This is a genomic window from Streptomyces sp. S6 (genome assembly GCF_054880855.1).
The window spans coordinates 37680-64492 of sequence record NZ_JBTYMC010000005.1 but is presented as its reverse complement, the minus strand read 5'-3'; the positions used below and the strand labels follow the sequence as shown (position 1 = coordinate 64492).

The following is a 26813-nucleotide window of genomic DNA, read 5'->3' as shown; positions in this document are numbered from 1 at the left end:
CAGGCGTCCGCCCGCCCCGCCGGCCTCGGCAAGCGCTTCGCCGCCCGCCTGGTCGACACCCTCTTGCTCGCCGCCGTCACCGGCGCCGCGGCGGTCCCGCTGGGCACGAAGGCCGTGGACCACGTGAACGCGAAGATCGACGAGGCGAAGCTCTCCGGCCGGACGGTCACCGTCTGGCTCCTGGACGGCACGACCTCCGTCTACCTGGGTATCGTCCTCGCCGTCCTCCTGGTCTTCGGTGTCCTGTACGAGGCGCTGCCGACCGCCAGGTGGGGCCGCACCCTCGGCAAGAAGCTGTTCGGCCTGGAGGTGCGGGACATCGAGGGCGGCGAGCCCCCGGCCTTCGGCGCCGCGCTGCGCCGCTGGCTGGTCTACAGCGTCCCGGGGCTGCTGGTCGTAGGGGTCGTAGGGGTCCTGTGGGGCGTGTTCGACAAGCCGTGGCGCCAGTGCTGGCACGACAAGGCCGCACATACGTTCGTCGCGGGATGACGTCCTACCGAGTTCGGCCCACCTGATCCGGTCCCTCGTACGGCCTCCCGCCGGATGCGGAGCCGGGCGCTTCGCGGTCCACTCGGGCCATGACCTCCGAACCGCCCCCCGGCTCCGGCGGACAGCCACCGGAAGACGACCCGTTCAGGAAGCAGCGGCCCCCCTCGGGGAACCCCTCCGGGGACCCTTATGGGAGTCCCTACGGGAGCCAGCAGCCCCCTTCCGGGGACCCGTACGGCTCCCCTTACGGGAACCAGCCGCCCTACGGTCAGCCCCCGTACCAGGGTCAGCCCCCCTACCAGGGCGGCCCCTACGGGAACGACCCCTACGGCGGCGCCCCTCAGGGGAACGACCCCCTCTCGGGTATGCCCCCACTCGCCCCGAGCGGCAAGCGCACCCTCGCGAGGATCATCGACATGATCCTGGTCGGCGTGGTCGTCGGCCTGCTCACCTGGGCGCTGCGGGTCAACGAGTACGACATGAGCGGCGACGGCGTGAACTACGGCAAGTCGTTCTGGCAGTCGCTGGTCGCCGCGGTGCTCTACATCGCCTACGACACGGTCCTGACCGCCCGTACCGGCCAGACCCTCGGCAAGAAGTGGCTCGGCATGCGGGTCGCGAACCTGGCCGACGGCTCGACCCCGTCGACGCAGACGTCACTGGCGAGGGCGGCGGTCCTGTGGATCCCGTTCGCGTTCTGCTGCGCCTGTGTGTGGACGGCGATCTCCGGCGGCTGGAGCTTCTTCGACCGGCCCTACAAGCAGGGGCTGCACGACAAGGCGGCGAAGACGGTCGTGGTGAGCGTCTAGCGTCCGGGAGTTGACGCATCCCGGCGTCAACTGTCGCCCCGCGCGGCACAGTTGGCGCCCGCGCAACACAGCGGAGGGCCCGAGTCTCTCAACTCGGGCCCTCCGCCGCGTCGTACAGGGAGTTCTAGGGTGCCACCGGCTCCTTCGCCGGTCGTTCGGCCGCTGAGCGGGCCACCACAGGGGAGGCGGTCCGCGCCGTGCGGGATGCCCTGGCCGGGACCGTCAGGGCGACGAGCAGGCCGAGGGCGAGGGCCGCGACGGCGATCACCGCGACACCTGGACCCGAACTGGTCTCTGACAGCAGCAGCATGGCCAGCGTCGAAAGGATGACGGTGCAAGTACCGTACGTGAGCTGTGCGACAGTCGGACGAGGCATGGCAATCGTGTCCTCGGATGCGGGGGAGATCTCGACTCTAACCGCGTGCATGCCCGAGGGGAACGAACGGTAAGCGTGACCTGACGCACGGGTCCGGAGCACAGGGGGCGCACGGAGTCATGACAACAGGTCGCGAGGCAGGGGCACGCGCCCGCGACGTGAAGTTCATGTGTCCGCAATACGAACGCCGACTTCCAATAGTGCACGTTCCATGGCCGAGTCAAGGTCTGTCTTTTCTTCTCAACCAGTAGTCAAATGACGTCACTTGGCTACTCACGCGTATCCCCCGTGCGCAGATCTGTCATGCCCGTATGTCATGTCCAGGTCATCCCATTATGTTCGCGCGGGCGCGGCGCGTGCTGGGGAGGACTGACAACAAGTGACCAGTAGATCCTGGACGTTCAGAACGGCCGCCATCGCGGTCGCCCTCGCGGCGGCCTCGGCCACGTTCTCGACGTTCGCCGTGGCTCAGGCGGCCGACAACGGCCCTGCGGCGGCCCCGGCGGTGGACCGGCACGACCCGCAGCCGGTCGCGAGCAAGGAAGACAACTTCGACGGCCCGCTCAGCAAGACACAGGCGGCGCAGCGCGAAGAGGCCCTGAAGCAGGTCATATCCGGCGAGGCGGCGGTCAAGAGCCGCGACGGCTCGAAGGTCGTGAAGCTGAAGGGCAAGAAGGGCGACAGCAAGTACGTCGAGCTGGGCCGCGAGAAGACCGACAAGATCTTCACGATCCTCGTCGAGTTCGGCGACCAGATCGACCCCCGCTACGGCGGCACCCCCGGCCCGCTGCACAACCAGATCGCCGCGCCCGACCGTAAGGTCGACAACTCGACGGCCTGGCAGGCCGATTACAACCGCGAGCACTTCCAGGACCTGTACTTCGGCAACGGCGAGAACTCCGTGAAGAAGTACTACGAGAAGCAGTCCTCGGGCCGCTACTCGGTCGACGGCGTCGTCCAGGACTGGGTCAAGGTCCCCTACAACGAGGCCCGTTACGGCTCCAACAACGCCGCGCAGGGCGCCTGGTACGCGGTGCAGGACGGCGTCAACGCGTGGGTCGCCGACCAGGAGAAGGCCGGTAAGACCGACGCGGAGATCAAGGCGACGCTGGCCCAGTACGACCAGTGGGACCGCTACGACTTCGACGGCGACGGCAACTTCAACGAACCCGACGGCTACATCGACCACTTCCAGATCGTGCACGCCGGCGAGGACGAGTCCGCGGGCGGCGGCGCGCAGGGCACCGACGCGATCTGGGCGCACCGCTCCTACGCCTTCTCCAGCGACTCCGGCGTCACCGGTCCCGCGGACAACAAGCTCGGCGGCGCCCAGATCGGCGGCACCGGCATCTGGGTCGGCGACTACACCGTCCAGCCGGAGAACGGCGGACTCGGCGTCTACGCCCACGAGTACGGCCACGACCTCGGACTGCCCGACCTGTACGACACCGCGGGCGGCGAAAACTCCACCGGCTTCTGGACGTTGATGTCGTCCGGCTCCTGGCTCGGCACCGGCAAGAACGAGATCGGCAACCTCCCCGGCGACATGAACGCCTGGGACAAGCTCCAACTCGGCTGGCTGGACTACGAAACGGCCAAGGCGGGCGTCAAGTCGACGCACAAGCTGGGAGTTGCCGAGTACAACACGAAGAACCCGCAGGCCGTCGTCGTACAGCTCCCGGAGAAGGAGGTCACGACGCCGATCGTGGCTCCCGCCCAGGGTGCGACGCAGTGGTGGAGCGGCAGCGGCAACGACCTGCGCAACACCCTTACGCGCACAGTGGACTTGACCGGAAAGTCCACCGCCTCGCTGTCCCTGGACGCCTGGTGGGACCTGGAGAAGGACTTCGACTACCAGTACGTCGAGGTCTCCACGGACGGCGGCGCGAACTACACGCCGATCGACGGCACCCTCGCCGACGGCACCGCCGTCCCGCGTGACGGCAGCGGCCGTCCGGCGCTGACGGGTTCGGTCGACGCCTACCAGAAGCTGACGTTCCCGCTCGACGCGTACGCCGGCAAGCAGATCTCGCTGCGCTTCCGCAACCAGACGGACGGCGGCGTCTCCCTCAAGGGCTTCACCGCGGACCAGATCAAGGTCACCGCGGACGGCGCGACGGTCTTCTCGGACGACGCGGAGAGCGCGGACGCCGGGTGGACCGCGAAGGGGTTCTCCCGGATCGGCGCGGCCGTCACGGACAGCTACGCCCAGTACTACCTCGCCGAGAACCGCCAGTACGTGTCGTACGACAAGACCCTCAAGGTCGGCCCGTACAACTTCGGTTTCACGGACCCCAAGGCGAAGTGGGTCGAGCACTACCCGTACCAGAACGGCCTGCTCATCTGGAAGTGGGACACCTCGCAGCTGGACAACAACACCAGCGCCCACCCGGGCACCGGTCTGGTCCTTCCGGTGGACTCCCACCCCACCCCGCTGAAGTGGTCCGACGGCACGCTGATGCGCAACCGCATCCAGGCGTTCGACTCCACCTTCAGCTGGTACCCGACGGACCGGCTCACCCTCCACAAGGCGGGCGTCGCGACCACGGTCAAGTCCCGTCCCGGTGTCCCGGTCTTCGACGACGGCAAGTCGAGCTACTACGACGAGTCGAGCCCGTACGCGGGCGTCAAGGTCACTGACACCAACACCTCGATCAAGGTCGTGAGTGAGCCGCTGAGCGGCCGGACGGTCACCGTGAAGGTCGGCCCCTCGGCGAAGTAGTCGGCATCTCCGCAGGTCAGAAGCGTATCGGCGGCAACCCCCTGGCGGGTTGTCGCCGATCGTGTTTAGGTGCCTCCTGTGCATGCCTTATTGACACCGACCCTGACGCCGACGCCGGCGCCGACCCGTACGGGGGTATGACCGCATGGCCACAGGAGGCTTCTCGAAGCTGCCCGGCGGCACTGTCGTGGTGGCGCTGAACCTGCCCAGCCCGGCCGCCGCGGGCGCGGTCGTACGGGTACTGGTCCATGCCGCGAACCGGGCCCGCGCCCTCACCCGGCTGCGCAATCTGGGTCTGCGTGCGGTGTACCTGAGGGGTAATACCGCACCCCCTACCCCCGACGAGATCACGGCCGTCCTGCACCATCCCGACGGGCTGATATGGCGGACCGACGGGTCCATGGAGCTGTGGCATCCGATCAGGACGCTGAAGCGGGGTGGGGCGGTGCGGTCGTGGGGCGGTGCGGTCGTCGGGCGGGGCGGCGAGGTGGCGCCCGGCTGAGGCAGCACCTGGCCGTGGGCCGAGGCGGACCCTGTCCCGAGGTGGCCCTTGCCCCGAGGTGGGCCCCGTCCCGAGGCTCATCCCTCCGGGAACGCCCTCATCGCGTCGCTCGCCGCCCGGTACTCCTCCCTCAGGCGACGGGCCTCCTCACAATCCACGCCCTGGACGCGGCAGGTGTCCTTGCAGGACGCGGCATGCGTGAGCCAGTCACGGTACAGGTTCGCCGCGAGGGTGTGCGGGGGGTCCTCGGGGGGTTCGGGGGAGGTCGTCACCGGGGGGTCCCCTGTCGTTCCGGGGCGCCTCGCCCGGGGGTGGGGATCGGTGTGGTCGACGACCAGAATTCGGAGCGGATGTTCGGGCGGGGAGCCGGATAGTCGTAGGCAGGCCCATTGGCCGGGGTCTTGGATTCGGTGACCTCGGAGGGGATCTGGCCGGCGCCGCCAACAACAAGAGAGATACCGAAACTGTCGGTAGGCTGAGCGAAAACTGCCGTTAATTCCCTGCTCCTGTTCACGGACTTGACCCGATATTCGCTCCTCTCCCGGAACCGCTGCACGACTCCGAGGAACTCACTTCGTCGCTCTTCAGAAATTACAGTCATCACCGTGCGCGAGCGGGAAACATCACAGCTCCCCAGCGATGTACCGTTGTGAGTCCACTGCACCGCCGGCTCAATCTCCCCCAATGTGGCGTTCAACATTCCGTCTGCTCGATCCGCCGCCTGCTGCATTGCTCTGCAAATCTCATTTCTCGGCTTCCGGAGTGTCTTCTTTCGAGAAGCATGGCGAGGAAACGAAAATAGCCGCCAATCCTTCACCCTTATCTTGGTTCACAATGCCTGTTATGGCACTCATCCAAAAATCATCCGACGGTGTACGCATATTGACTGTCGGGAACGGGTTGCTCCAGTCGGCATCGGACGACTGAAATTTGTATCCTCTTCCAATCCAAGCGTCCCTGGCCTGACGGACCAGGCTTTTTGCCTGCCTTCCAGGCACGTTCGTCAGCTGATACGTGATCCAGACTTGTACCCGATCATTTCCAGATCCAGGACCGTCGGCGACGCAAGCCCTCAGGTGGAGAGTGCCGATTCGTTTGAGATGAGGCTTGGGTGACATGCTGTCTACCGCTTGGTGAATTATCTCTTCCGAGCGTTCGGCTGCCTGCTGTTCGTTCAATTTTCTTATTCCTCCGCCTTCAGCGCTCCCGCTTCCAAAATTTCCTTGACTGCCGCACCCCAGGGCCGCGAAGGCAACGCCCGACGAGATCGCGACAAGAGCCAACCTGGACGACTTCATGGACTTTCTCCTGTAATGATGCCGGCAATTTTGCTCAAGGAATCAGGTGGCGCCCATACCGCCATCGATCGTTCCCCGTGTCATCGCCCGCCGTGATCGGGTCAAACGGTAATCGGGTTGGTGGGGGTGGGGTATCGGTAGCTCTGCTGGGATGTTCTGAGTACCTGTACTCAGGGCGTGCCGGAGTTTGCCGGAATTCTGGGCCGCTGGTTTCGGTTCCAGGTCTCCTCGCCTTCGGTCACACCGTACGGCCTGCTGTTCCCGCTTCGCGCATTCGGTGGGGGCGTCGCCTGGGAACGACGAGCCGCAGCGCCCGCCGCGCCGTGGCCTTCTCCGGACCGCGCCGCGTCGGCCGTGCCACCCGTGATCGCATTGCGCGGCCCTGTTCCACCGGCACCGTCGACTCCCGAACTCGGGGAACGCGTTCCCGAGCGTCCCGGCTGACCCGGAGCACCCGCTCCCCTGTCGACCGGGTTCGTCATGCCGGGGCACTGCCCCACCGGCCCCATCGGGCTTCGAGCAGGCGTACTCGGAACGTCTCCCGAAGCCACGGCATGAGGCGCCGCCCGACCGGGAAGCACGCCTCGAAGTCCGCCCCATGTGCTGTCCCCGGAGGGCGGGAGGCGCCCACGCGAGAGCCTCGCTGCTTCCGCGCGGTACGTCCCGGCACGGCGTCCGGTACTCCCGTCAGCCCCGCCGGAGCTGGGAGGATAAGCAGTAGGATAGGTGGCATGAGTGAGCCCACCGGAAAGTATTCGATCACCATGCCGCGTGATATCGCAGAGGCTGCCAGGGCCCGCAGCGGCCCTTCCGGCCTGTCTGCCTACGTCGCAGCCGCCGTCACCCGCCAGATCGAGCGGGACAACCTCAACGAACTGATCGCGGTGGCGGAGGCCGAGCACGGCCCCGTCACGGACGAGGAGATCCAGGCGTTGCGCGACCAGCTCCACCAGGCTCGGGAACGGCAGACCCGGGACGGGGCGAACGCCGCGTGACGCCGTCGCCCGCCATGCCCGGCGGCACCCTGGTCCTCGACAGCGAGGGATTGGCCAAGGCTGTGACACGCGATCGCGCGGTCACCGGCTGGCTCGCCCTCGCCCGTGCCGACGACCTCCGGGTGATCACCTCCGCGGCGACCCTTGTCGAGGTGATGCACCCACGGATCAACCGCCCCGCCCTGGAATGGACCCTGCCCCGCCTCATCGTCGAACCGGTCACCGACCCCATCGCCCGCCACGCCGCTGCCCTCCTCGCCGACGTCGGCCTGCATGGCCACAAGTACGCGATCGACGCCATGCTCGGCGCCACGGCACTGGCCGCCCCCGGCCCCGTCACCGTCCTCACCTCCGACCCCGAGGACCTCGCCGCGCTGTGCGGCGGGCGTGTCACCGTCATCAAGATCTGAGCCCGGCACCTGCTCCCCGCGTACGTGCTCCGGCCGCTTGTCCGTCCGGACCCCTCAGTCTTGGGGAACGTGGAGGTGTGCAGGTCGCGGATATCGGGGGACTTCCACTCGACGACGACCAGGGGGACGCCGTTCACGAAGAGGACGAGGTCCAGCACGGCCGGCCAGCCGCGTCGTGCACCCCGAACTGGTCGACGAGCAGGTGCCGATGCGGGCGAGGACCTCTTCCTTGCTGCCCTCCGACGCTTTCCGCGACCAGTCGAGCGTGGCGGCTTCCGGGTTGGCCTCCGGCAGGGACTGGGCGGAGACGTGGCGGGCGGCGGCGCGCAGCGGGGAGACAGCAGGGTCGGTGTGCGGGTTGCCGCTCATCCAGGACGCGTTGCGTCGCAGAGCATTGCGCAGGCGCACCGCCTAGCCCTGCTGGGACGTTCTGAGTACCTGCACTCAGGACGTGCCGGAGTTCTGGCCCGGCTGTGGGGGGATGCTGCCGGGCATGACGGGGGGTGGGCCGAAGCCCTGCTGTGGGGTGGGTGAGGTGGCGGTGGACCTACGGCGTTTTCGGACGACGGCTGCTGTGGCGATGCCGGCTGCTGCGAGGGCGCCCGCGCCGAGGCCGATACCGAGCCAGGGGGTGCCGTTGTCGTCGCCCTTGGCGGCGGTGGCCGTTTTCGGGGGTTCGCTCTGTTTCGCCGAGGGTGTGGGGGAGGCGGACTGCTGGGCTTCGGCTTCGGCTGCTGCCAGGTCGGGGAGGGGGTAGACGTCGGCGGGGCCTGGGTCGCCGGGGTTCTTGAGCGCGATGCGGGGGCGGACGATGCCGTAGCCGATGGCGTCGTTGCGCTTCGCTCCGTCGGTGGGGCCGCCGATGGTGTTGAGCATGACGCGGAGGACCTGGTTGTTGGTCCAGGTGGGGTGGGCGGACCAGATGAGGGCGGCGCTGGCGGAGGCTAGTGCGGTGGCGTCGCTGGTGCCGCTGGTGGTGCACAGGCCGGTTTTGCCGCCGCAGGCGTGGACCATGTCCTCGCCGGGGGCGGCCATGTCGACCTGGGGGCCGTACTGGGACATGGCGGTCCGGTGGAGGTCCTTGCCGACCGCCGCGACGCCGACGACGCCCGGGGTGGCGGCCGGGTACATCGGCAGGTTGCCCTTCTCGGCGTCGTTGCCGACACCGGCGAAGATCAACGAGCCCTTCTTGAGGGCGTACGCGACGGCTTCAGTCACCTGTGGTGTAGTTCCCGACGCTGCCATGGAGATGTTGATGACCTTCGCACCGTGATCGGCGGCATAACGGATCGCCGGTGCCAGAGCCGTGTTGAAAATCCTGTCTCCCTCGGCCAGGTTGGCCGCTTTCGCGTCGTCATCGATGCGGATCGGCAGGATTTTCACGCCGGGGGCGAGGCCGAAGGAGCCTCGCCCGCCGAAGTTGGCGCCGGTCGCCGCGATCAGGGCGGCCATGCCGGTGCCGTGGCCGAAGGTGTCGTAGTTGGTGTGCTCGTCGCCGGGCCGGTCGGTGGCGTAGTCCTTGCCCGGGAGGACGCGTCCGGCGAGGTCGGGGTTGGTCCAGTCGACGCCGGTGTCGATGACCGCGACGGTGACGCCTTTGCCGGTGCTGGTCTTCCACATGCTCTCGGCCTGCATCCGGTCCAGATACCACTGTTCCTGGCGAGTCGTCTCGGCGCCGATCGCCGGTGCTGCGGCCGTGCCCGTCAGCAGCAGGCCGAGGATTGCCGTCGCGACGATACGACGGACCCCGTGTCGCGTACTGCTGGCACTCATGGACTCTCGCTCTCCCTGTTCCCTGGACGTGTCAGTCGACGACCGGCGGCACGGTGGGCCGCTGGTTCCGGCGCCAGGTCTCCTCGTCCTCGGTCACTCCGTACGGCCGACCGCTCCCGTTCCTCGCGCTCCGGGGCGCCGCCGACGGGGACGGGCTGGGCACCGCAGCCCCTGTCCGGCCCTCACCGGTGACCGGGGTACGGCCGATGCCGGGCGCCTGCGCCCCCGTACGCCCCGGCCGCTGGACGGAACTGCCGCCTATGACACCGGTGTTGGGGGCAGGGAGTCCGCCGACGATGCCGCCGGAGCCGGACGGGGAAACCGGGCGGACGCCGGACGCCGTGCCCGGCGTCCGCCCGACCGGGTTCGCCATACCGGGGGCGTGGCCCATGGGCCCCATCGGGCCGCGTGCGGGTGTGCCTTCCCCGCCCACGACCGTGCCGCGCGGGATCGCCCCGGACGGCCGTCCCTCAGAGGGGAGGACGGGACGGCCGCCGACGATGCCGTTAGCTCCGCCGGGGACGCCGGGAGCGCGGCCGAAGACCGTCCCCTGGCCGACCGGGGACACGGGAACTCTGCTCGCACCGGGCGTCCGGCCCTGCGGCGTCGGACTGTTGACGGGAAATGCCTGCCCACCACCGAGCAGCGGAGGCACGGGCACCGCACCCTTCACCGGACCGGGATCGACCGGGGTGCGCGGGATGTCCACCGGGGTCTGCGCAGGCAACGTACCGACCGAGTCGATACCCGTCCGCACCGGAGGCAAGGTCTCACCCGGGACACGCGGCTGGACTCCGGGAGCGCCGGAGACGTGCGCCGCAGGAGACAACCCAGCCGAACCACTCCCAGAACCCCTGTCGGCCGCCTGGACTGTCCCGGCAGATGCGGCCCCGGAAGAACCAACGGGCGCGGACTTGTTCATGGTTTCGCCATCGGTTTTCCGGGCGTCTTGAGGCATGACCGCCTTCGGCGGTGGCGGCAGTTTCGGCCTCTCCAGTCCGTTCATCTGAGTGGCTGACCACGCATACGACTGCGCCAGCTTGTTCATCTGCGCAGCCGCCTCCAGCCGCACCTTCTCCCGGTCCGCCTTCAGCGCCGCCAACTCACCGGACGACTTGGACGCGATGACGGCCGCGTCGGGATCGTTGTGGGCGGATCGCGCGGCGGCAAGGTTGGCCGTGGCCCCGGGGATGTCGCGGGGGATGGCGGCCTGCGCCAGCGCGATGGAGTCGGACGCGTGGTCGAGCCACGTCCCGGAGTCGTGGCTGAACTTGCTGAGGCGGAGGGTCGCGTTCGCGAGGTCGGCGGCCCAGGTACGGAACGCGTCGGCGCCGTCGCCCTTCCAGGAGACTCGCTGCGGCCGGACCTTCAGCTCACCGGCGATGCTCGCGATCTCCTCGGCCGCGGTCTTCAGCCGCTCAGCGGCACCCGACACCACCCCCGAGTTCGCCTGGTCCAGCCACGCCAGCATCTGCTCGTGACTCATCCCGTCGAAGAACGTCCCGCCCGAACTCTCCGCGTCACGCACCGATTCCCCCTCCCGGCATACTGCCCCACCGACGAGCAGGTACCTCCATCGTATGGGTAGCTACTCAGAGTGACCCCACCGGTGCGCCCCTCCTGAACCGCCCTCTCCGACGGCCGAGCGACCGACCTCGCGGAGGCGAAGCCGGTCCCCATGCGCGACGGCTCCCAACTTTCCGTTCAGGAAGCCCCGTTACCCGATGAACCCCACCCCTCACTTCCGCCAGAACAAGTGATGCGTCACCCCGCTCGGACTCGGCACCACGTCGACATGGAACCGGTCGAGCAACTCGTCCGGCGACTCCCACAGCCGCAGCCCCGTGCCCAACTCGAAGGGGGAGACGGCGACATGGAGGGTGTCGACGAGGTCGGCGGCGAGGAACTGGCGGATCGTGGAGACACCGCCGCCGAGGCGGACGTCCTTGCCCTGGGCGGCCTGCTTCGCCTCCGTGAGGATGTCGGCGGGGGTGCCGTCGACGAAGTGGAACGTCGTGTCGGAGAGGGTGATGGAGGGGCGCGAGTGGTGGGTCATCACGAACACCGGTGTGTGGAAGGGGGGTTCGTCACCCCACCAGCCCTGCCACTCGTGGTCGGCCCAAGGCCCGCGCTGGGGGCCGAACTTGTTGCGGCCCATGATCTCGGCGCCGATGTTGTTGGAGAAGTCCCGGGTGAGGTAGTCGTCCAGCCCCCGGCTGCCACCCGGATCCGTACGGTTCGGCCAACTTGCCGTCGCACCGGCCCAGGCGAAGAGTCGGCCCGGGTCGACCGCGTCGCCGAACGGGCGTTCGAGTGACTGGTTCTCGCTCGCGCCGATCCAGTCGCTGGAGACGTTGAAGTTCTGGACCCGCAGAAGTTGGGGCATGGGTTCCTCCTGTGCCGGTGGCCACGACCATGACACAGATGGGACTCGCCGCCCGGCGAAAACTCACCGGCCGGCACAAGAGGAACCGGAAGGCCCTGCGGAAAGAACGCGGGAGCCTTGGGGGAGGGGAGGCTCAGACCCCGCGAACGTCCGCGGCCTGCGGACCCCGCTGCCCCTGCGTCGTCTCGAACTCGACCCGCTGGTTCTCCTCCAGGTTCCGGAAGCCCGTCCCCACGATCGCGGAGTAGTGCACGAAGACGTCCGCGCCGCCGCCGTCCGGAGAGATGAACCCGAACCCCTTCTCCCCGTTGAACCACTTGACGGTCCCCTGCTGCGCCATCTCCGGCCCCTTCCTGATCATGCGGATGACATGCGAGCCGATCCTGCCCCGCCGCACCACGGAAGAAACCGAACGAGCTGAGGCGGGTCAACTGGAAAGTGGAGCAAGGGAGTTGTAAGGCAGAGCGCGGAAAGCGGCTGACGACATGGGCCAGTTGCCCCCAGATCCGGCACCTCGACGAAACAACTCGGCGCCGACGCGACTCACCTGACAGCCGCCACGCCCGAACTGCCCGACGGTGTAAGGGAATTACCTCGACGGCGTGCACGCCTCTCCCGACGACACTCACGCCTCGCCCGGCGACGAGGCCCTACCCGCAGCCCCGCCCCCGTACGCCGACGGCATGCACACCTCGCCCGCCTGCCCCCACGCCCGAACTTCCCGATGGCGTAAGGGAATTGCCCCGACGGCGTGCACGCCTCCCCCGACGGCACTCGCACCTCACCCGGCGACGAGACCCCCACCCGCAGCCCCCGCCCGACACCCCCAACACCCCCTCAAACCACCGCCTTCCCCGACAACTCCACTCCCGCCCCCCGCATCTCCTCGATCGCCCGCTCAGTCGTCCCCTTCGCCACCCCCGCCGTCAGATCCAGCAGCACCTGCGTCCGAAACCCCTCCCGAGCCGAGTCCAACGCGGTGGCCCGCACGCAGTGATCCGTGGCGATCCCGACGACGTCGACCTCGTCGACCCCCCGCTCCCGCAGCCACTCCGCGAGTGCCACCCCGTTCTCGTCGACCCCCTCGAACCCGCTGTACGCGGCCGAGTACGTCCCCTTGTCGAAGACGGCGTCGACCGCGCCGGAGGCGACGGCGGGGGCGAAGTTGGGGTGGAAACCGACCCCTTCGGTGCCGGCGACGCAGTGCGCGGGCCAGGAGTGGACGAAGTCGGGGTCGTCGGCGAAGTGCCCGCCGGGGGCGATGTGGTGGTCGCGGGTGGCGACGACGTGCCGGTAGCCGGTACCGGCGGCCTGCCCGATGAGTTCGGTGATCGCGGCGGCGACGTCCGCGCCGCCGGCGACCGCGAGGCTGCCCCCCTCGCAGAAGTCGTTCTGCACGTCTACGACGATCAGTGCGCGGCGCATGGTCGGTGTCCTTCGGTCATGGGGGGAGCGGCTGTGGGGTACCTCTGTGTGCGGGGGCGGCACACCGCCCTAACTACCCGACCTCCCCACGAGGTACTCCGTCGGAAGAACCGGTTCCCCTCGCGAGAGCTGCGTGGCCGACAGCGGCAGCCGGGAACGTACGGCGATGTGCCTCTCACGTACTACGTCCAGAGGTTCACGCCCGACGACCTCGCCGCCCTTCACCAGCTCCACGTGGAGCTGGTGGTCCGAGAGTTCTACGGGTACGGGCCCGGTGCCGACGACCTCTGCCTCGGCGATCCCGTAGGGGTCGGGTCGGCGGGCCGCCCACTTGCGTCCCCCCAGGGAGGTCTTCCCCCCGGACGACTTCTTGGCCACGGGCACCAGGGGCGCCTTCGGGTCCGCCGACTCCGCCCGCGCGACCAGCTTGTAGACCATCGAGCAGGTGGGGTGCCCCGACCCCGTGACGAGCTGGGTGCCGACGCCGTACGCGTCCACCGGCGCCGCCGCGAGCGACGCGATGGCGTACTCGTCGAGGTCGGAGGTGACGATGATCCGCGTATCGGTCGCGCCCAGCGCGTCCAGTTGCTGTCGTACGCGATGGGCCACGAGGAGCAGGTCACCCGAGTCGATGCGGACGGCGCCGAGCTCGGGTCCGGCTACCTCCACGGCGGTACGGACGGCCTCGGCGACGTCGTACGTGTCGACGAGGAGGGTCGTACCCCTGCCGAGGGAGTCGACCTGGGCGTGGAAGGCGTCGCGCTCGGTGTCGTGCAGCAGGGTGAACGCGTGGGCGCTGGTGCCCACCGTGGGGATGCCGTAGCGGAAGCCGGCGGCGAGGTCGGAGGTGGTGGCGAAGCCGCCGACGTACGCGGCGCGGGCGGCGGCGACGGCGGCCAGCTCGTGCGTGCGGCGGGCGCCCATCTCGATCAGGGGGCGCTCGCCCGCCGCCGAGGACATCCGGGACGCGGCGGCGGCGATCGCGGAGTCGTGGTTGAGGATGGAGAGGATCACGGTCTCCAGGAGCACGCACTCCGCGAACGAGCCCTCGACCCGTAGTACCGGAGAGCCAGGGAAGTACACCTGACCTTCGGGGTACCCCCAGATGTCCCCGGAGAAGCGGTACGACGCCAGCCAGTCCAGCGTCTCGTCGTCGACGATGTTCCGCTCCCGCAGGAAGCCGATCACCCCGGCGTCGAAGCGGAAGTTCTCGACGGCGTCCAGCACTCGGCCGGTGCCCGCTACGACGCCGTAGCGGCGGCCCTCCGGGAGGCGCCGGGTGAAGACCTCGAACACGCTGCGCCGCTCGGCCGTGCCCGCCTTCAGGGCGGCCCGCAGCATCGTCAGCTCGTACTGGTCGGTGAAGAGCGCCGTGGACGGGACGTCGACCGGCAGCCCAAGGTCCGCAGGGTTCATGCAGCGGATCGTACTCCCATTTCGTCAGTGTGACGATTTCGAGTTCGCGTGGCAGCATGGGACGTGTGACGTCACCCGCTCCCGCAGAGATCGAACGCACCGAGACGGTGGAGGAGGTCTTCGCCGTGGCGGAGCCCGACGTCCCCTGGGTCACGATCGTGCACAACGACCCCGTCAACCTCATGAGCTATGTCTCGTATGTGTTCCAGACGTACTTCGGCTACAGCAAGGACAAAGCCACCAAGCTCATGCTCGACGTCCATCACAAGGGCCGCGCGGTCGTCTCCAACGGCACCCGTGAGGAGATGGAGCGGGATGTGCAGGCGATGCACGGCTACGGGCTGTGGGCCACGCTCCAGCAGGACCGCAAGTAGTCCCCGTAGCTCCCCCGTCCCCGCGTCCCCTACACCGAAAGTGCTACGACCGGTTTCATGCCAGGCATCTTCGAACCGCTCCCCGGCGGCGGCGCGGCCGTCGCACTCGACGACGTCGAGATCTCGATCATCCGCTCGCTGGCGGTCCAGCTCCTGGAGCTGATCGGCCCCGGGCCCGCCGAGGACGCCTCCGCCGACCCGCTCGCCGGACTCTTCGCCGAGGGCCCGAGCGAACCGCCGTCCGACCCGGTGCTCCTGCGGCTCTTCCCGGACGGCTACACCGACCCCGAGGCGACACCCCGTCAGAAGGACGAACAGCGGGCGCACTCCGCCGAGTTCCGCCGTTTCACCGAGAACGACCTGCGCGCCGGCAAGCGCGAGAACGCCCTCGCCGTGATCCGCTCCCTGGACGAGCTGGACTCGGACGGCGTCGGCGGCGCCGTCCTCCAGTTGACGACCGACGCCTCCCGCAAATGGCTCGGCGCCCTGAACGATCTGCGCCTCGCGATCGGCTCCCGCCTCGACATCACCGCCGAGGACGACACCGACCTCCTCTACCACCTCCCGGACGACGACCCCCGTAAGCCCATGGTCATGGCGTACCTGTGGCTCGGAGGTCTCCAGGAGACCCTGGTCGGCACCCTTATGCCCTGATCCGGCCCCCACCGCCCGACCCTGATCCGACCCTGAGTGCCGTTGCTCAGACGGCGCTCAAATCGACATAACGATCCCGTCAAAGGGGCGGTCGGTTTTGATCGCTGGATGGGCCGTTTGTCCGCTTCTTCCTGTGTGCTCCATCACATCAGCTCCGGGCGACTGATATTCCAGTCGTGATAAATCTTCACGACCGCCCGGCGAGCACCATCCGTATGCGCCGCCGGGTGCGCCACCGAGCCGGTTGATCGCCGGCCAGGCAAGGGCATCCCCCCAGGGGTGCCCGCTCCAGCAGTTCCGGGGGATTGAAACCCGATCCGTGGTCGACCAGGGCCCGGATCGGCATGGAGAAAGGCGCACCACCAACATGACCTCCGCTCAGGTCGACACAGAGAACGGCGGCACGGACAAAGCACCCGAGGAGGGCTACGAGCGCGGGCTCGGCAGCCGCCAGGTGCAGATGATCGCCATCGGCGGCGCCATCGGCGTCGGCCTCTTCCTCGGCGCCGGGGCCAACATCGCCAAGGCCGGCCCCAGCCTCATCCTGATGTACGCCCTCGCCGGCGTGATCATCTTCTTCATCATGCGCGCGCTCGGTGAGCTGCTGCTCTACCGGCCGGTCTCGGGCTCCTTCGCGGAGTACTCCCGGGAGTTCCTCGGCCCGTTCTTCGGCTATCTCACCGGCTGGACGTACTGGCTGATGTGGGTGGTCACCGGCATGGCCGAGCTGACCGCCGCCGCGATCTACGTCAACTACTGGTTCCCGGCGATCCCCCGATGGGTGACGGCGCTGGTGTTCCTGGTGATCCTCTTCGGCGTCAACCTGATCTCCGTGAAGCTCTTCGGCGAGCTGGAGTTCTGGTTCTCGATGGTCAAGGTCACCGCCCTGATCGGCATGATCGTCATCGGCCTCGGCGTGCTGACCTTCGGCTTCAGCAGCGCGGGCGACACCGCCGCCGTCTCCAACCTCTGGGCCTTCGACGGCTTCTTCCCCAAGGGCATCGGCTCGTCCCTGATGACCCTTCAGGGTGTCATGTTCGCCTACCTCGCCGTCGAGCTGGTCGGCGTCACCGCGGGTGAGTCCGAGAACCCCGAGAAGACCCTGCCCAAGGCGATCAACACGCTGCCCTGGCGCATCGCGCTCTTCTACATCGGCGCGCTCACCGTGATCCTGTGCATCGTCAAGTGGACCGAGTTCCAGCCCGGCGTCTCGCCGTTCGTCGAGGCGTTCGCGAAGATCGGCATCCCGGCCGGCGCCGGCATCGTCAACTTCGTGGTCCTCACGGCCGCCCTGTCCTCGTGCAACTCGGGTATGTACTCCACAGGTCGCATGCTGCGTACCCTCGCGGACAACGGCGAGGCCCCGGCCGCCTTCAAGCGGCTGTCCGCCACGAAGACCCCGGCCTTCGGCATCACCGTCTCCGTCCTCTTCATGGGCATCGGCGTCGTCCTCAACTACATCGTCCCCGACAAGGCGTTCGGGTACGTCACCTCCATCGCGACCGCCGCGGGCATCTGGACCTGGCTGATGATCCTGATCAGCCACGTCCTGTACCGGCGTGCCGTGGTCGCGGGCCGCCTCCCGGCCTCGTCCTTCCCGGCCCCGGGCGGCTCGGTGTGCAGCTGGATCGCCATAGTCTTCCTGCTGTTCGTGACGGGGCTCATCGCCTACGACTCCGAGGCGCGCACCTGCCTGTACGTCATGGCCGGCTGGGTCGCCGCCCTCGCCATCGGATGGGCCGTGCTGAAGAAGTCGAACCCCGAGCTCACGGAGCGGGACGGCCGCGAGGCTTACGACAAGGTCGGCTGACCCGGCCGGACGACGCCGGCGGGCCCCGTAGTACCCGTAGTACCCGCGCCGCCCTCCGCCGTCGAGCCGCCCTGTCCGGCATCCGGGCCCCGTAGTACCGACCCTCGGTACTACGGGGCCCGCTGCTTATCCTGGCGACCATGCTGACCATCACCCAGGCCCTCCACGACCAGATCGTCGCCCACGCCCGCAAGGACCACCCCGACGAGGCGTGCGGAGTCGTCGCGGGCCCGGCGGGCTCGGACCGCCCGGAGCGGTTCGTCCCCATGCTGAACGCGGCGATGTCCCCCACGTTCTACGAGTTCGACTCCGGCGACCTGCTGAAGCTGTACCGGGAGATGGACGACCGCGACGAGGAACCGGTCGTCATCTACCACTCCCACACCGCGACCGAGGCCTACCCCTCCCGCACGGACGTCACCTATGCCAACGAACCCGGCGCCCACTACGTCCTCGTCTCCACCGCCGACACCGACGGCAACGGCCCTTTCCAGTTCCGCTCGTTCCGCATCGTCGACGGCGAAATCACGGAGGAAGAGGTCAGGGTCGTCGCGGCATACTGACCCCGTACGGCCCGAGTTGAGCCGTACGGAGCCCAACTCGACGTGACGGAGACGGTGTTGACGCAGGCAAAACGCCCCACGATCGAGGACGTGGCACGCCGGTCCGGAGTCTCCAGGACAACGGTGTCGAGGGTCCTCAACGGTGCGCCCAAGGTCCGCGCCGAGGTGATCGAGAAGGTCCGCGAGGTGATCGCGGACCTCGGCTACGTCCCGAACCAGGCCGCCCGCCAGCTCGTCACCCGGCGCACCGGAGCCGTCGCCGTGGTGGCGACGCAGCCCCAGGACCGCCTGTTCATGGACCCCTTCTTCGACATCCTCCTGCGCGGCATCCGCCGCGAACTCACCCGGCACGGCGCCCAGGCCGTCCTGCTGTTCCTCGACGAGCCGGACGACCACGCGCGCATCGCCGACTACCTCGCCGGCGGCCATGTCGACGGCGCGATCCTCTTCTCGCTGCGCCCCGACGACCACCTCGGCGCGCTGATCGCCCGCACCGGCCTGCCCGCCGTCTTCGGCGGCCGGTCCCGCGTGGGCGCCGACGACACCGCGTACGTCCACGTCGACTGCGACAACCGCGGCGGCGCCCGGCAGGCGGTCGCCCACCTCACCGCGCTCGGCCGCACCCGCGTCGCCACCGTCACCGGCCCCTACGACCAGGAGCCCTCCGCCGCCGACCGCCTCGCCGGCTACCGCGACGTCCTCCCGGACGCCGACCCCGCCCTCACGGAACGCGCGGACTACACCCGCGACGGCGCGGCCCGTGCGATGCGGGCCCTCCTCGACCGCCGCCCCGGCCTCGACGCCGTCTTCGCCGCCTCCGACCTGATGGCCTCCGGCGCCCTCCAGGCCCTGCGCGAACGAGGCCGCCGCGTCCCCGAGGACGTCGCCCTCGTCGGCTTCGACGACCTCACCCGCATCGCCGAGGCCACCGACCCGCCCCTGACGACCGTCCACCAGGACGTCGAGGGCATGGGACGGCTGATGGCGGAGCTGGTGTGCGGGCCGGTGTACGAGGGGAGGCGGGCGGCGTCGGTGGTGGTGCCGACGCGGCTGGTCGTACGGGACTCCGCCTAAGGGGAACCCCGTACCTCCCAGGTACCCCTGGACACCCCCTGCCTCCCAGGTACTCCCTGTCTCATACCTCGGTCGTATCGAGTCCGCCATGTGGAAGCATCTTCCGGAAGGCGGGACGGGAATCGATACGATGAGCCCATGGTTGTGAACGACGTGAGCACGAGGACGCCGGGCGAGCTGCTCGTGGCGCGGCTGCACGTCGACCTGTGCAGGTGCGCCGCCGCCATCTGTTGACGCCGGCCCTGCCCGCGCCGTACGCCCCGTAAGGCTTCGGCGCCCACTCGCACGTCCCTGCGCCGCCCACCTTCCGACAGGAGCCCTGAGCCATGGCCATCGAGGTCCGCATCCCCACCATCCTCCGCCAGTACACCGACGGCGCGAAGGCCGTCGAGGGCGCCGGGGAGACCCTCGCCGACCTGTTCTCCGACCTGGAGACGCGGCACGCGGGCATCCACGCCCGGATCGTGGACGAGGGCAAGCTGCGCCGCTTCGTCAACGTCTACCTCAACGACGAGGACGTCCGCTTCGTGGACGGCATCAACACCAAGCTGGCCGACGGCGACACGGTGACGATCCTGCCGGCCGTCGCCGGCGGCATGGCCTGATACCGGTATGCGCTACGACTCCCCGCTGGCCGCGGTGGGCAACACCCCCCTGGTGCGCCTGCCGCGGCTGTCGCCGTCCCCCGAGGTCTCGATCTGGGCCAAGCTGGAGGACCGCAACCCCACCGGCTCCGTCAAGGACCGCCCCGCGCTGCACATGATCGAGCAGGCGGAGAAAGCCGGCCGGCTCACCCCGGGCTGCACGATCCTGGAGCCCACCAGCGGCAACACCGGCATCTCGCTCGCCATGGCGGCCAAGCTCAAGGGCTACCGCATGGTCTGCGTGATGCCCGAGAACACCTCGCAGGAGCGCCGCGAACTGCTCGCGATGTGGGGCGCCGAGATCATCCCCTCCCCGGCCGCCGGCGGCTCCAACACCGCCGTCCGCGTCGCGAAGGAACTCGCGGCCGAGCACCCCGACTGGGTGATGCTGTACCAGTACGGGAACCCCGACAACGCGGGCGCCCACTACGCCACCACCGGCCCCGAGATCCTCACGGACCTCCCCTCGATCACCCACTTCGTCGCCGGCCTCGGTACTACGGGAACCCTGATGGGGGTCGGCCGCTACCTGCGCGAGCACAAGCCGGACGTCAGGATCGTCGCCGCCGAGCCGCGGTACGACGACCTCGTGTACGGCCTGCGCAACCTCGACGAGGGCTTCGTCCCCGAGCTGTACGACGCCTCCGTCCTCACCACCCGCTTCTCCGTGGGCTCCGCCGACGCGGTGACCCGCACCCGTGAACTCCTCCAGCAGGAAGGCATCTTCGCGGGCGTCTCCACCGGCGCCGCCCTGCACGCGGCGATCGGCGTCGGCCGCAAGGCCGTGGCGGCGGGGGAGTCCGCCGACATCGTCTTCGTCGTCGCGGACGGCGGCTGGAAGTACCTCTCCACTGGGGTGTACACGGCGGCGACGACGGAAGAAGCGATCGAGACGCTTCAGGGCCAACTCTGGGCGTAGTACCCGTAATACCCGTAATACCCGTAGTGCTCAGGTCAGGTGCCGGACCTGGTCCCACAGGGCCGGGTCCACCACCCCGACCCGGCGCCGCAGATCCCCTACGGGTACCTCCAGCAACTCGTCGGTCTCCAGGAAACTCGGCCGCCCCTGCGCGTCCCCCACGGCCCCCGGTGGCAGCGGAATCACCCCTGACCGCCCGTCGTGGAACTTCCCGCTGATCCTCGCGACGGTCACGTACTCCCCGTGCGACGTCAGGACGAGACACGGATGCCCGTCCGCCCACCAGATCTCCGAGGGCTGCGGACCGGCGTGCGCCTGCCGCACCTGACGGCCGCCCCGCCGCCGGGGCACCCGACCCCACCCGTCGACGAGCGTGGCGACCAGCGCGAGCAGCACCACCGCCGCGAGCGCCAGCCACCAGGACGTGTCCATGAGGACGACGTTACCGGCGCGCGCCACCCGCCGCGCGCCCTCTCGCGATCCCCACGCGCCCCACTTCCAGCCGAACCGGTGACACCGCAGGTGAGTTCGCCCACAACGGCCCCTGGCAACGGCGCGAAGGGGGGTTTTGCGCCTTACGCTCTACGGACCGCACGACCCCCGACGCCCGTTTCCCACGCACTCTTCGGGCCCGGTCCACCGGCACTCCCGGCCTTCCGGTTCCTTCGTGAGGTCCGGCGGCGCCGGCACTACCCGGCAGAGCCGGTGGCATCCGGTCCCCCGGCGCCATCGGCGACCGCCGGTGTCCCCTCGGTTCCCGCCAGCGGAGGTTTCTGCATCATGAAGCTCACCGTCGTCGGCTGCTCGGGGTCGTTCCCGTCCGCGGATTCGGCCTGTTCGAGCTACCTCGTCGAGGCCGACGGCTTCCGGTTGCTTCTCGACATGGGCAACGGCGCCCTGGGCGAGTTGCAGCGCCACTGCGGTCTCTACGACCTCGACGCGGTCTTCCTGACCCATCTGCACGCCGACCACTGCATCGACATGTGCGCCTACTTCGTGGCCCGTTACTACCGGCACGACGGCGGCCGGTGCGACCCGATCCCGGTCTACGGCCCCGAAGGCACCGAACACCGGCTGACCACGGCGTACGCGGACACGCCGTCGGCGTCCTCGATGAGCGAGGTCTTCGACTTCCACACGGTCAAGCCGTCCACCTTCGACATCGGCCCCTTCACGGTCCACACCGAACGCGTCGCCCACCCGGTCGAGGCGTACGGCATCCGCGTGGAGCACGGGGGCAAGGCGCTCGCCTACTCCGGCGACACCGGTGTCACCCCTGTGCTCGACGAACTCGCCCGAGGCGCCGACCTGTTCCTGTGCGAGGCCGCCTTCACGCACGGCAAGGAGAACATCCCCGACCTGCACCTCAACGGCCGGGAGGCGGGGGAGACGGCCACCAGGGCGGGCGTCCGCCGCCTCGTCCTCACCCACATCCCTCCGTGGACCGACCCCCAGGTCAACCTGGCCGACGCCCGCGCGGTGTACGACGGCCCGGTGGAACTGGCAGCGGCGAGAGCGTCGTACGAGATCTGAGTACTACGGGTAGTACGGGTTCTACGGGTATTACGGGGACGAACATGGAGGCACCCGGGGCAGTTCAGGGCCCCGGGTGCTTTCTTGTCCCTCTCAGGTACTACCCCTTGGTCAGGTCCTCGCCCTCCGGCTCGCGGCCCGGGGTCGGCAGGTTCCACTTCGTGATCGCGAAGCGGAAGACGACGTAGTAGAGCGCGCCGAAGCACAGGCCCACCAGCACCAGCCCCCACGGGTTGGTGGCGATCCCCAGGTTGAGGCCGAAGTCGACCACACCCGCCGAGAAGCCGAACCCGTCCTTCATGCCGAGCGCCCAGGTCAGCGCCATGGAGACACCGGTGAGGACCGCGTGGATCGCGTACAGCACCGGGGCGATGAACATGAACGTGAACTCGATCGGCTCGGTGACGCCGGTGACGAACGAGGTCAGCGCGAGCGAGAACATCATGCCGCCGACGGTCTTGCGCCGCTCCGGCCGCGCGCAGTGCACGATCGCGAGGCAGGCGGCCGGCAGCGCGAACATCATGATCGGGAAGAAGCCGGTCATGAACTGCCCCGCGGACGGGTCCCCGGCCAGGAAGCGCCCGATGTCACCGCTCTTGCCGTGGTACTCGCCCGCCTGGAACCACGGGAACGAGTTCAGCAGGTGGTGCATGCCGATCGGGATCAGCGCCCGGTTCATCACCCCGAAGATCCCGGCCCCGACCGCGCCCGAACCCACCAGCCACTCACCGAAGTTGTGCAGCCCGGCGCCCAACACCGGCCAGATGTAACCGAAGACGATGCCTATCAGCAGACCCGCGAACGCGGAGAGGATCGGCACCAGCCGCCGGCCGCCGAAGAACCCTGCCCAGTCCGGGAGTTTGGTGCGGTGGAAGCGCTGATAGAGCAGCGCCACGACGATCCCCATCACGACCCCGCCGAGCACCTTCGCGTCGACGGGCGCGTCCACCATCACGACCTTGCCGTCCACGGCCGTCGCGACCTTCGGCAGGTTCTTGTCCGTGAACGTGCCGAGGACGTTCTTGAAGACCAGGTAGCCGGTGACCGCCGCGAGCGCGGTCGAGCCGTCCGACTTCTTCGCGAAGCCGATCGCGATCCCGACCGCGAACAGCAGCGCCATGTTGTCGAGGATCGCGTTGCCGCCGGCCGCCATGAAGGAGGCGATCTTCGTCAGGAAGCCGGGGAATGAGGGGTCGCCGAGCATGTCGGTGTTGCCGAGGCGCACCAGCAGCGCGGCGGCCGGCAGCACCGCCACCGGCAGCATCAGGCTGCGGCCGATGCGCTGCATGACGGCCATCACGGCCGCGCCTTTCGAGGCTTGTTTCTCTGCCGTGGGAGCGGCACCGGCCGTGCTCATAGAGAGGTTCCTTCAGGGGTGGGGGAGGACGCGAAAAAGGTCTACACCAGTGTGTGGTGTAGACCTTTTCTAGCATGGGGAGAGGTATGAGTTAAGCCCCCTGTTAAGGCACCCGCGGTCACGCTTTGGTGACGTCCTCCCGCTCCTCCTCCGGCTCCCTCCCCGGCGTCTTCAGGTCGAACCGGACGATTGCGAACCGGAACACCACGTAGTAGACGACGGCGAAACAGAGCCCGATCGGAATGATCGCCCAGGGCATCGTCGCCAGATTCCAGTTGATGACGTAGTCGATGAGCCCCGCCGAGAAACTGAACCCGTCATGCACCCCGAGCCCCCACGTCACCGCCATCGAGACACCGGTCAGCACCGCGTGCACCGCGTACAGCGCCGGCGCGATGAACAGGAACGAGTACTCGATCGGCTCCGTGATGCCGGTGACGAACGACGTCAGCGCCACCGACAGCATCAGACCGCCGACCTCCTTACGGCGCGCTGGTCTTGCGGTGTGCGCGATCGCAAGTGCCGCCGCAGGCAAGGCGAACATCATGATGGGGAAGAACCCCGAGGTGAACAGCCCCGCGTGCGGGTCCCCTTGGAGGAACATGTTGATGTCGCCGTGCACGACCGTGCCGTCCGGCTTCGTGTACGACCCGAACTGGAACCAGATCGGCACGTTCAGGAACTGGTGCAACCCCACCACCAGCAAAGCCCTGTTGGCGATCCCGAACACCCCGGCACCCCACGCGCCCAGCCCGTTCAGCCAGTCGCTGAAGTTCTCCAGACCGTCACCGATCGGCGGCCAGACCCACAGGCACAGCGCGGCGACCGCGATCGCCACGAACGCCATGATGATCGGCACCAGCCGGCGCCCGTTGAAGAAGCCCAGCCAGTCCACCAGCTTCGTCCGGTGGTAGCGCTGCCAGAAGAACGCGGCCAGCAGCCCCATCACGATGCCGCCGAACACCCCCGGGTTCTGGAAGGTGAAAGCGGTTACGCCGCCGTCCGCCGCCTGGCAGCCGATGTCGGGGAGCGCCTTCGCCCCGGCCGCACAGTCCTTCGGGAACTTGTGCAACACGTTGTGGTAGACGAGGAATCCGACGACCGCCGCCAGCGCCGTCGACCCGTCAGCCTTCTTCGCCATGCCGATCGCGACGCCCACGCAGAACAGCAGCGGCAGCCCGAGGTCCGCGTTGAGCAGCGCGCCGCCCGCGCTGTCCATCACCTTCGAGACGTTCGTCCAGCCCAGCCCGTCGTCGCCGAACACGTCCGGCTGGCCCAGCCGGTTGAGGATGCCCGCCGCCGGCAGCACGGCGATCGGCAACTGGAGGCTGCGGCCCATTTTCTGAAGGCCCTGGAACAGCGCGCCCCAGCGGGCGCGGACCGGGCTCACTGCACTGTCGGCACTCATGGATTGGCGACCGCCTGTCAGGTGGTGTAGACCAGTTCTCGACGATTGGGAAGCTGTGACGCCATCATTCGGTACACACGCCACAATCGCTCGCGAAGTTGGGCCAACTGTGCGTGAGGAGACCGACATGGCCACCAAGGCAGAGAAGATCGTCGCCGGGCTCGGGGGCATCGAGAACATCGAGGAGGTCGAGGGCTGCATCACCCGGCTGCGCACCGAGGTGATCAACCCCGACCTCGTCGACGAGGCCGCCCTCAAGGCCGCCGGCGCGCACGGCGTCGTCAAGATGGGGACGGCCGTCCAGGTCGTCATCGGCACCGACGCGGACCCGATCGCGTCGGACATCGAGGACATGATGTAGGCCTCGGGTACTACGGGTACTACGGGTCGCCCCCAGGTACTACGGGGCTCCCCCAGGGGCTTCTCCCACGCCGGGAGGAGCCCCTTTCGCCGGTGCCGATAGGCTCGTCACCATGTCTCGAATCGACGGCCGCACCCCTGAACAGCTCCGCCCGGTCACCCTGGAACGCGGCTGGAGCAAGCACGCCGAGGGCTCCGTCCTCGTCTCCTTCGGCGACACGAAGGTCTTCTGCACGGCCTCCGTCACCGAAGGCGTCCCCCGCTGGCGCAAGGGCAGCGGAGAGGGCTGGGTCACCGCCGAGTACTCCATGCTCCCCCGCGCCACCAACAGCCGCGGCGACCGCGAGTCCGTCCGCGGCAAGATCGGCGGACGCACCCACGAGATCAGCCGCCTCATCGGCCGCTCCCTGCGCGCCGTCATCGACTACAAGGCGCTCGGCGAGAACACGATCGTCCTCGACTGCGACGTCCTCCAGGCGGACGGCGGCACCCGGACCGCCGCCATCACCGGCGCGTACGTCGCCCTCGCCGACGCGATCGGCTGGGCGCAGGGCCGCAAGCTGATCAAGGCGGGCCGCCAGCCCCTCGTCGGCACCGTCTCCGCCGTGTCCGTCGGCATCGTCGGCGGTGTGCCGCTCCTCGACCTCTGCTACGAGGAGGACGTCCGCGCGGACACCGACATGAACGTCGTCTGCACCGGCGACGGCCGCTTCGTCGAGGTCCAAGGCACCGCCGAGGCCGAGCCGTTCGCCCGCGACGAGCTCAACTCCCTGCTGGATCTGGCCGTTTCCGGCTGCGCGGACCTCGCGGCACTCCAGAAGGCCGCACTGGAGCAGGCCCTGGAAAGGTAAAGGAGAAACCAAGGAAGGCGGTACGGTGGAGCAACTGTGCCGCTTTTCCTCGCGTCTTGGGCAGTACAGAGGGGGCTTCTGACCGGAAGCCCGACACGGGGGCCTCGCGGCAGGAGCCGGAGGCTGTACGCACGGGAGGAACCACCGCCATGGCCGCGCTCCGACGACGCCGAGGTCGCCGAATCGCCACTGCCGCCGCCACCGCGGCGATCGCCCTCACCACAGGGTTCACGATGACGGGGTGCGACGCCGTCAACAAGGCGCTCGACTGCGTCCAGACCGCCGAGACCGTCGCCGACAGCGTCACCGACCTCCAGCAGGCCGTGGAGAACGCCGCCACCGACCCCACCCGGCTCGACGAATCCCTCGCCGGCATCGACAAGAACCTCGACAGCCTCGGCGACAAGACCGACGACACCGACGTCAACAAGGCCGTCGACAGCCTCCGGGACGCGGTCACGAACGTCCGCAAGGCGGTCGACAGCGGGGACAGGACGCCGGATCTGAGTCCGCTGACGGATGCGGCGGGGGAGCTGACGAAGGTGTGCACGCCCTGAGGCGGGGGTGACTTCAGGTGGGGGGACCTGAGGCGGGGGTGACTTGAGGGGGACGGGGTTTCCAGGGCGCGCGGTGCGTCGAGCACCACCCCGCCCTCGCCCCGGCAC

Annotated in this window: 31 protein-coding genes; 18 read left to right on the top strand and 13 right to left on the bottom strand. The window is 68.9% G+C overall.

The window, feature by feature from the left end:
• Both ACVNF4_RS01580 and ACVNF4_RS01575 read left to right on the top strand, forming a co-directional pair.
• On the top strand, positions 1 to 489 hold a 489-nt coding region (locus ACVNF4_RS01580), incomplete at its 5' end, for an RDD family protein (protein WP_461800786.1).
• An 89-nt stretch (positions 490 to 578) separates the two neighbouring features.
• Positions 579 to 1298, top strand: a complete 720-nt coding sequence (locus ACVNF4_RS01575; RefSeq protein WP_461800785.1) for an RDD family protein — start codon at positions 579 to 581, stop codon at positions 1296 to 1298.
• Between the two features lie 124 nt (positions 1299 to 1422).
• Here the strand turns inward: ACVNF4_RS01575 and ACVNF4_RS01570 are convergent, their stop codons facing one another.
• On the bottom strand, positions 1423 to 1674 hold the full coding sequence (locus tag ACVNF4_RS01570; RefSeq protein WP_355873321.1) for a hypothetical protein: 252 nt from the start codon (positions 1672 to 1674) through the stop codon (positions 1423 to 1425).
• A gap of 379 nt (positions 1675 to 2053) precedes the next feature.
• Between ACVNF4_RS01570 and ACVNF4_RS01565 the strand changes: the two genes are divergently transcribed.
• Both ACVNF4_RS01565 and ACVNF4_RS01560 read left to right on the top strand, forming a co-directional pair.
• A complete protein-coding gene (locus ACVNF4_RS01565; protein ID WP_461800784.1) occupies positions 2054 to 4396 on the top strand; it encodes an immune inhibitor A domain-containing protein in 2343 nt (780 codons plus the stop codon).
• A gap of 145 nt (positions 4397 to 4541) precedes the next feature.
• Positions 4542 to 4898, top strand: coding sequence for a hypothetical protein (locus ACVNF4_RS01560; RefSeq protein ID WP_461800783.1), 357 nt, complete (start codon positions 4542 to 4544; stop codon positions 4896 to 4898).
• 77 nt (positions 4899 to 4975) lie between these two features.
• Here the strand turns inward: ACVNF4_RS01560 and ACVNF4_RS01555 are convergent, their stop codons facing one another.
• Positions 4976 to 5170, bottom strand: coding sequence for a hypothetical protein (locus ACVNF4_RS01555; protein ID WP_461800782.1), 195 nt, complete (start codon positions 5168 to 5170; stop codon positions 4976 to 4978).
• 471 nt (positions 5171 to 5641) lie between these two features.
• Complete coding sequence (locus tag ACVNF4_RS01550; protein ID WP_461800781.1) at positions 5642 to 6196, bottom strand: hypothetical protein; 555 nt, start codon at positions 6194 to 6196, stop codon at positions 5642 to 5644.
• A 731-nt stretch (positions 6197 to 6927) separates the two neighbouring features.
• On the opposite strand from ACVNF4_RS01550, the gene ACVNF4_RS01545 reads away from it, so the two are divergent.
• Positions 6928 to 7191 (top strand): CopG family transcriptional regulator, encoded by a 264-nt coding sequence (locus tag ACVNF4_RS01545; protein WP_461800780.1) that lies wholly within the window; start codon positions 6928 to 6930, stop codon positions 7189 to 7191.
• The gene (locus tag ACVNF4_RS01540) at positions 7188 to 7601 is read left to right on the top strand and encodes a type II toxin-antitoxin system VapC family toxin (RefSeq protein ID WP_461800779.1); all 414 of its coding nucleotides are present in this window, start codon (positions 7188 to 7190) and stop codon (positions 7599 to 7601) included. The genes ACVNF4_RS01545 and ACVNF4_RS01540 overlap by 4 nt, the downstream gene beginning before the upstream one ends.
• 54 nt (positions 7602 to 7655) lie before the next feature.
• Here the strand turns inward: ACVNF4_RS01540 and ACVNF4_RS01535 are convergent, their stop codons facing one another.
• The 7 genes from ACVNF4_RS01535 to ACVNF4_RS01505 all read right to left on the bottom strand — a co-directional run bounded on the left by ACVNF4_RS01535 (position 7656) and on the right by ACVNF4_RS01505 (position 14601).
• Entirely contained in the window at positions 7656 to 7970 is a 315-nt protein-coding gene (locus ACVNF4_RS01535) for a hypothetical protein (RefSeq protein ID WP_461800778.1), read from the bottom strand.
• Between the two features lie 75 nt (positions 7971 to 8045).
• On the bottom strand, positions 8046 to 9374 hold the full coding sequence (gene mycP, locus ACVNF4_RS01530; protein WP_461800777.1) for a type VII secretion-associated serine protease mycosin: 1329 nt from the start codon (positions 9372 to 9374) through the stop codon (positions 8046 to 8048).
• A gap of 31 nt (positions 9375 to 9405) precedes the next feature.
• A complete protein-coding gene (locus ACVNF4_RS01525) occupies positions 9406 to 10902 on the bottom strand; it encodes a WXG100 family type VII secretion target (protein WP_461800776.1) in 1497 nt (498 codons plus the stop codon).
• 210 nt (positions 10903 to 11112) lie between these two features.
• Entirely contained in the window at positions 11113 to 11760 is a 648-nt protein-coding gene (locus ACVNF4_RS01520; RefSeq protein WP_461800775.1) for a dihydrofolate reductase family protein, read from the bottom strand.
• A 133-nt stretch (positions 11761 to 11893) separates the two neighbouring features.
• Entirely contained in the window at positions 11894 to 12100 is a 207-nt protein-coding gene (locus ACVNF4_RS01515) for a cold-shock protein (protein WP_461800774.1), read from the bottom strand.
• A 497-nt stretch (positions 12101 to 12597) separates the two neighbouring features.
• The gene (locus ACVNF4_RS01510; protein WP_461800773.1) at positions 12598 to 13185 is read right to left on the bottom strand and encodes an isochorismatase family protein; all 588 of its coding nucleotides are present in this window, start codon (positions 13183 to 13185) and stop codon (positions 12598 to 12600) included.
• A 69-nt stretch (positions 13186 to 13254) separates the two neighbouring features.
• Positions 13255 to 14601, bottom strand: a complete 1347-nt coding sequence (locus ACVNF4_RS01505; protein ID WP_461800772.1) for a nicotinate phosphoribosyltransferase — start codon at positions 14599 to 14601, stop codon at positions 13255 to 13257.
• A 56-nt stretch (positions 14602 to 14657) separates the two neighbouring features.
• Here ACVNF4_RS01505 and clpS point away from each other — a divergent pair, with 56 nt between their 5' ends.
• From clpS to ACVNF4_RS01465, 8 genes are all read left to right on the top strand, one after another.
• Positions 14658 to 14975: an ATP-dependent Clp protease adapter ClpS gene (gene clpS / locus ACVNF4_RS01500; protein WP_187749401.1), complete on the top strand. Its 318-nt coding sequence runs from the start codon at positions 14658 to 14660 to the stop codon at positions 14973 to 14975.
• A gap of 57 nt (positions 14976 to 15032) precedes the next feature.
• Positions 15033 to 15629, top strand: a complete 597-nt coding sequence (locus ACVNF4_RS01495; RefSeq protein ID WP_461800771.1) for a DUF2017 domain-containing protein — start codon at positions 15033 to 15035, stop codon at positions 15627 to 15629.
• Between the two features lie 367 nt (positions 15630 to 15996).
• The gene (locus tag ACVNF4_RS01490) at positions 15997 to 17439 is read left to right on the top strand and encodes an amino acid permease (RefSeq protein WP_461800770.1); all 1443 of its coding nucleotides are present in this window, start codon (positions 15997 to 15999) and stop codon (positions 17437 to 17439) included.
• Positions 17440 to 17579: 140 nt separating this feature from the next.
• On the top strand, positions 17580 to 18002 hold the full coding sequence (locus ACVNF4_RS01485) for a M67 family metallopeptidase (protein ID WP_461800769.1): 423 nt from the start codon (positions 17580 to 17582) through the stop codon (positions 18000 to 18002).
• 42 nt (positions 18003 to 18044) lie between these two features.
• The gene (locus tag ACVNF4_RS01480; protein WP_461800768.1) at positions 18045 to 19076 is read left to right on the top strand and encodes a LacI family DNA-binding transcriptional regulator; all 1032 of its coding nucleotides are present in this window, start codon (positions 18045 to 18047) and stop codon (positions 19074 to 19076) included.
• Between the two features lie 138 nt (positions 19077 to 19214).
• Positions 19215 to 19310 carry a putative leader peptide gene (locus ACVNF4_RS01475; RefSeq protein WP_355873262.1) on the top strand — a complete coding sequence of 32 codons (96 nt, stop codon included), beginning with the start codon at positions 19215 to 19217 and terminating at the stop codon, positions 19308 to 19310.
• Between the two features lie 92 nt (positions 19311 to 19402).
• Complete coding sequence (locus ACVNF4_RS01470; RefSeq protein WP_461800767.1) at positions 19403 to 19681, top strand: MoaD/ThiS family protein; 279 nt, start codon at positions 19403 to 19405, stop codon at positions 19679 to 19681.
• Positions 19682 to 19688: 7 nt separating this feature from the next.
• A complete protein-coding gene (locus ACVNF4_RS01465) occupies positions 19689 to 20639 on the top strand; it encodes a PLP-dependent cysteine synthase family protein (RefSeq protein ID WP_461800766.1) in 951 nt (316 codons plus the stop codon).
• 30 nt (positions 20640 to 20669) lie between these two features.
• On the opposite strand, the gene ACVNF4_RS01460 is transcribed toward ACVNF4_RS01465, so the two are convergent.
• The gene (locus tag ACVNF4_RS01460) at positions 20670 to 21071 is read right to left on the bottom strand and encodes a type II toxin-antitoxin system PemK/MazF family toxin (protein WP_461800765.1); all 402 of its coding nucleotides are present in this window, start codon (positions 21069 to 21071) and stop codon (positions 20670 to 20672) included.
• A 348-nt stretch (positions 21072 to 21419) separates the two neighbouring features.
• Here ACVNF4_RS01460 and ACVNF4_RS01455 point away from each other — a divergent pair, with 348 nt between their 5' ends.
• Complete coding sequence (locus ACVNF4_RS01455) at positions 21420 to 22172, top strand: MBL fold metallo-hydrolase (RefSeq protein ID WP_461800764.1); 753 nt, start codon at positions 21420 to 21422, stop codon at positions 22170 to 22172.
• A gap of 100 nt (positions 22173 to 22272) precedes the next feature.
• On the opposite strand, the gene ACVNF4_RS01450 is transcribed toward ACVNF4_RS01455, so the two are convergent.
• Both ACVNF4_RS01450 and ACVNF4_RS01445 read right to left on the bottom strand, forming a co-directional pair.
• The gene (locus ACVNF4_RS01450) at positions 22273 to 23529 is read right to left on the bottom strand and encodes a PTS transporter subunit EIIC (RefSeq protein ID WP_461800763.1); all 1257 of its coding nucleotides are present in this window, start codon (positions 23527 to 23529) and stop codon (positions 22273 to 22275) included.
• A 118-nt stretch (positions 23530 to 23647) separates the two neighbouring features.
• Positions 23648 to 24937 (bottom strand): PTS transporter subunit EIIC, encoded by a 1290-nt coding sequence (locus ACVNF4_RS01445; RefSeq protein WP_461800762.1) that lies wholly within the window; start codon positions 24935 to 24937, stop codon positions 23648 to 23650.
• A 127-nt stretch (positions 24938 to 25064) separates the two neighbouring features.
• On the opposite strand from ACVNF4_RS01445, the gene ACVNF4_RS01440 reads away from it, so the two are divergent.
• From ACVNF4_RS01440 to ACVNF4_RS01430, 3 genes are all read left to right on the top strand, one after another.
• Positions 25065 to 25298 (top strand): glucose PTS transporter subunit EIIB, encoded by a 234-nt coding sequence (locus ACVNF4_RS01440; protein WP_461800761.1) that lies wholly within the window; start codon positions 25065 to 25067, stop codon positions 25296 to 25298.
• Between the two features lie 112 nt (positions 25299 to 25410).
• Complete coding sequence (gene rph, locus ACVNF4_RS01435; protein WP_461800760.1) at positions 25411 to 26148, top strand: ribonuclease PH; 738 nt, start codon at positions 25411 to 25413, stop codon at positions 26146 to 26148.
• A gap of 149 nt (positions 26149 to 26297) precedes the next feature.
• Positions 26298 to 26705 (top strand): hypothetical protein, encoded by a 408-nt coding sequence (locus ACVNF4_RS01430; RefSeq protein ID WP_461800759.1) that lies wholly within the window; start codon positions 26298 to 26300, stop codon positions 26703 to 26705.
• Positions 26706 to 26813: the final 108 nt, after the last annotated feature.

Excerpts from the sequence above, each read along its gene's own strand:
- ACVNF4_RS01490 (WP_461800770.1), top strand. The coding sequence starts at position 15,997 with ATGACCTCCGCTCAGGTCGACACAGAGAACGGCGGCACGGACAAAGCA.
- ACVNF4_RS01465 (WP_461800766.1), top strand. The coding sequence starts at position 19,689 with ATGCGCTACGACTCCCCGCTGGCCGCGGTGGGCAACACCCCCCTGGTG.
- ACVNF4_RS01455 (WP_461800764.1), top strand. The coding sequence starts at position 21,420 with ATGAAGCTCACCGTCGTCGGCTGCTCGGGGTCGTTCCCGTCCGCGGAT.
- ACVNF4_RS01575 (WP_461800785.1), top strand. The coding sequence starts at position 579 with ATGACCTCCGAACCGCCCCCCGGCTCCGGCGGACAGCCACCGGAAGAC.
- ACVNF4_RS01545 (WP_461800780.1), top strand. The coding sequence starts at position 6,928 with ATGAGTGAGCCCACCGGAAAGTATTCGATCACCATGCCGCGTGATATC.
- ACVNF4_RS01475 (WP_355873262.1), top strand. The coding sequence starts at position 19,215 with ATGGTTGTGAACGACGTGAGCACGAGGACGCCGGGCGAGCTGCTCGTG.
- ACVNF4_RS01450 (WP_461800763.1), bottom strand. The coding sequence starts at position 23,529 with ATGAGCACGGCCGGTGCCGCTCCCACGGCAGAGAAACAAGCCTCGAAA.
- ACVNF4_RS01520 (WP_461800775.1), bottom strand. The coding sequence starts at position 11,760 with ATGCCCCAACTTCTGCGGGTCCAGAACTTCAACGTCTCCAGCGACTGG.
- ACVNF4_RS01470 (WP_461800767.1), top strand. The coding sequence starts at position 19,403 with ATGGCCATCGAGGTCCGCATCCCCACCATCCTCCGCCAGTACACCGAC.
- ACVNF4_RS01430 (WP_461800759.1), top strand. The coding sequence starts at position 26,298 with ATGGCCGCGCTCCGACGACGCCGAGGTCGCCGAATCGCCACTGCCGCC.
- ACVNF4_RS01535 (WP_461800778.1), bottom strand. The coding sequence starts at position 7,970 with ATGAGCGGCAACCCGCACACCGACCCTGCTGTCTCCCCGCTGCGCGCC.
- ACVNF4_RS01440 (WP_461800761.1), top strand. The coding sequence starts at position 25,065 with ATGGCCACCAAGGCAGAGAAGATCGTCGCCGGGCTCGGGGGCATCGAG.
- ACVNF4_RS01445 (WP_461800762.1), bottom strand. The coding sequence starts at position 24,937 with ATGAGTGCCGACAGTGCAGTGAGCCCGGTCCGCGCCCGCTGGGGCGCG.
- ACVNF4_RS01495 (WP_461800771.1), top strand. The coding sequence starts at position 15,033 with ATGCCAGGCATCTTCGAACCGCTCCCCGGCGGCGGCGCGGCCGTCGCA.
- ACVNF4_RS01570 (WP_355873321.1), bottom strand. The coding sequence starts at position 1,674 with ATGCCTCGTCCGACTGTCGCACAGCTCACGTACGGTACTTGCACCGTC.
- clpS (WP_187749401.1), top strand. The coding sequence starts at position 14,658 with ATGGGACGTGTGACGTCACCCGCTCCCGCAGAGATCGAACGCACCGAG.
- ACVNF4_RS01560 (WP_461800783.1), top strand. The coding sequence starts at position 4,542 with ATGGCCACAGGAGGCTTCTCGAAGCTGCCCGGCGGCACTGTCGTGGTG.
- ACVNF4_RS01485 (WP_461800769.1), top strand. The coding sequence starts at position 17,580 with ATGCTGACCATCACCCAGGCCCTCCACGACCAGATCGTCGCCCACGCC.
- ACVNF4_RS01550 (WP_461800781.1), bottom strand. The coding sequence starts at position 6,196 with ATGAAGTCGTCCAGGTTGGCTCTTGTCGCGATCTCGTCGGGCGTTGCC.
- ACVNF4_RS01460 (WP_461800765.1), bottom strand. The coding sequence starts at position 21,071 with ATGGACACGTCCTGGTGGCTGGCGCTCGCGGCGGTGGTGCTGCTCGCG.
- mycP (WP_461800777.1), bottom strand. The coding sequence starts at position 9,374 with ATGAGTGCCAGCAGTACGCGACACGGGGTCCGTCGTATCGTCGCGACG.
- rph (WP_461800760.1), top strand. The coding sequence starts at position 25,411 with ATGTCTCGAATCGACGGCCGCACCCCTGAACAGCTCCGCCCGGTCACC.
- ACVNF4_RS01505 (WP_461800772.1), bottom strand. The coding sequence starts at position 14,601 with ATGAACCCTGCGGACCTTGGGCTGCCGGTCGACGTCCCGTCCACGGCG.
- ACVNF4_RS01515 (WP_461800774.1), bottom strand. The coding sequence starts at position 12,100 with ATGGCGCAGCAGGGGACCGTCAAGTGGTTCAACGGGGAGAAGGGGTTC.
- ACVNF4_RS01510 (WP_461800773.1), bottom strand. The coding sequence starts at position 13,185 with ATGCGCCGCGCACTGATCGTCGTAGACGTGCAGAACGACTTCTGCGAG.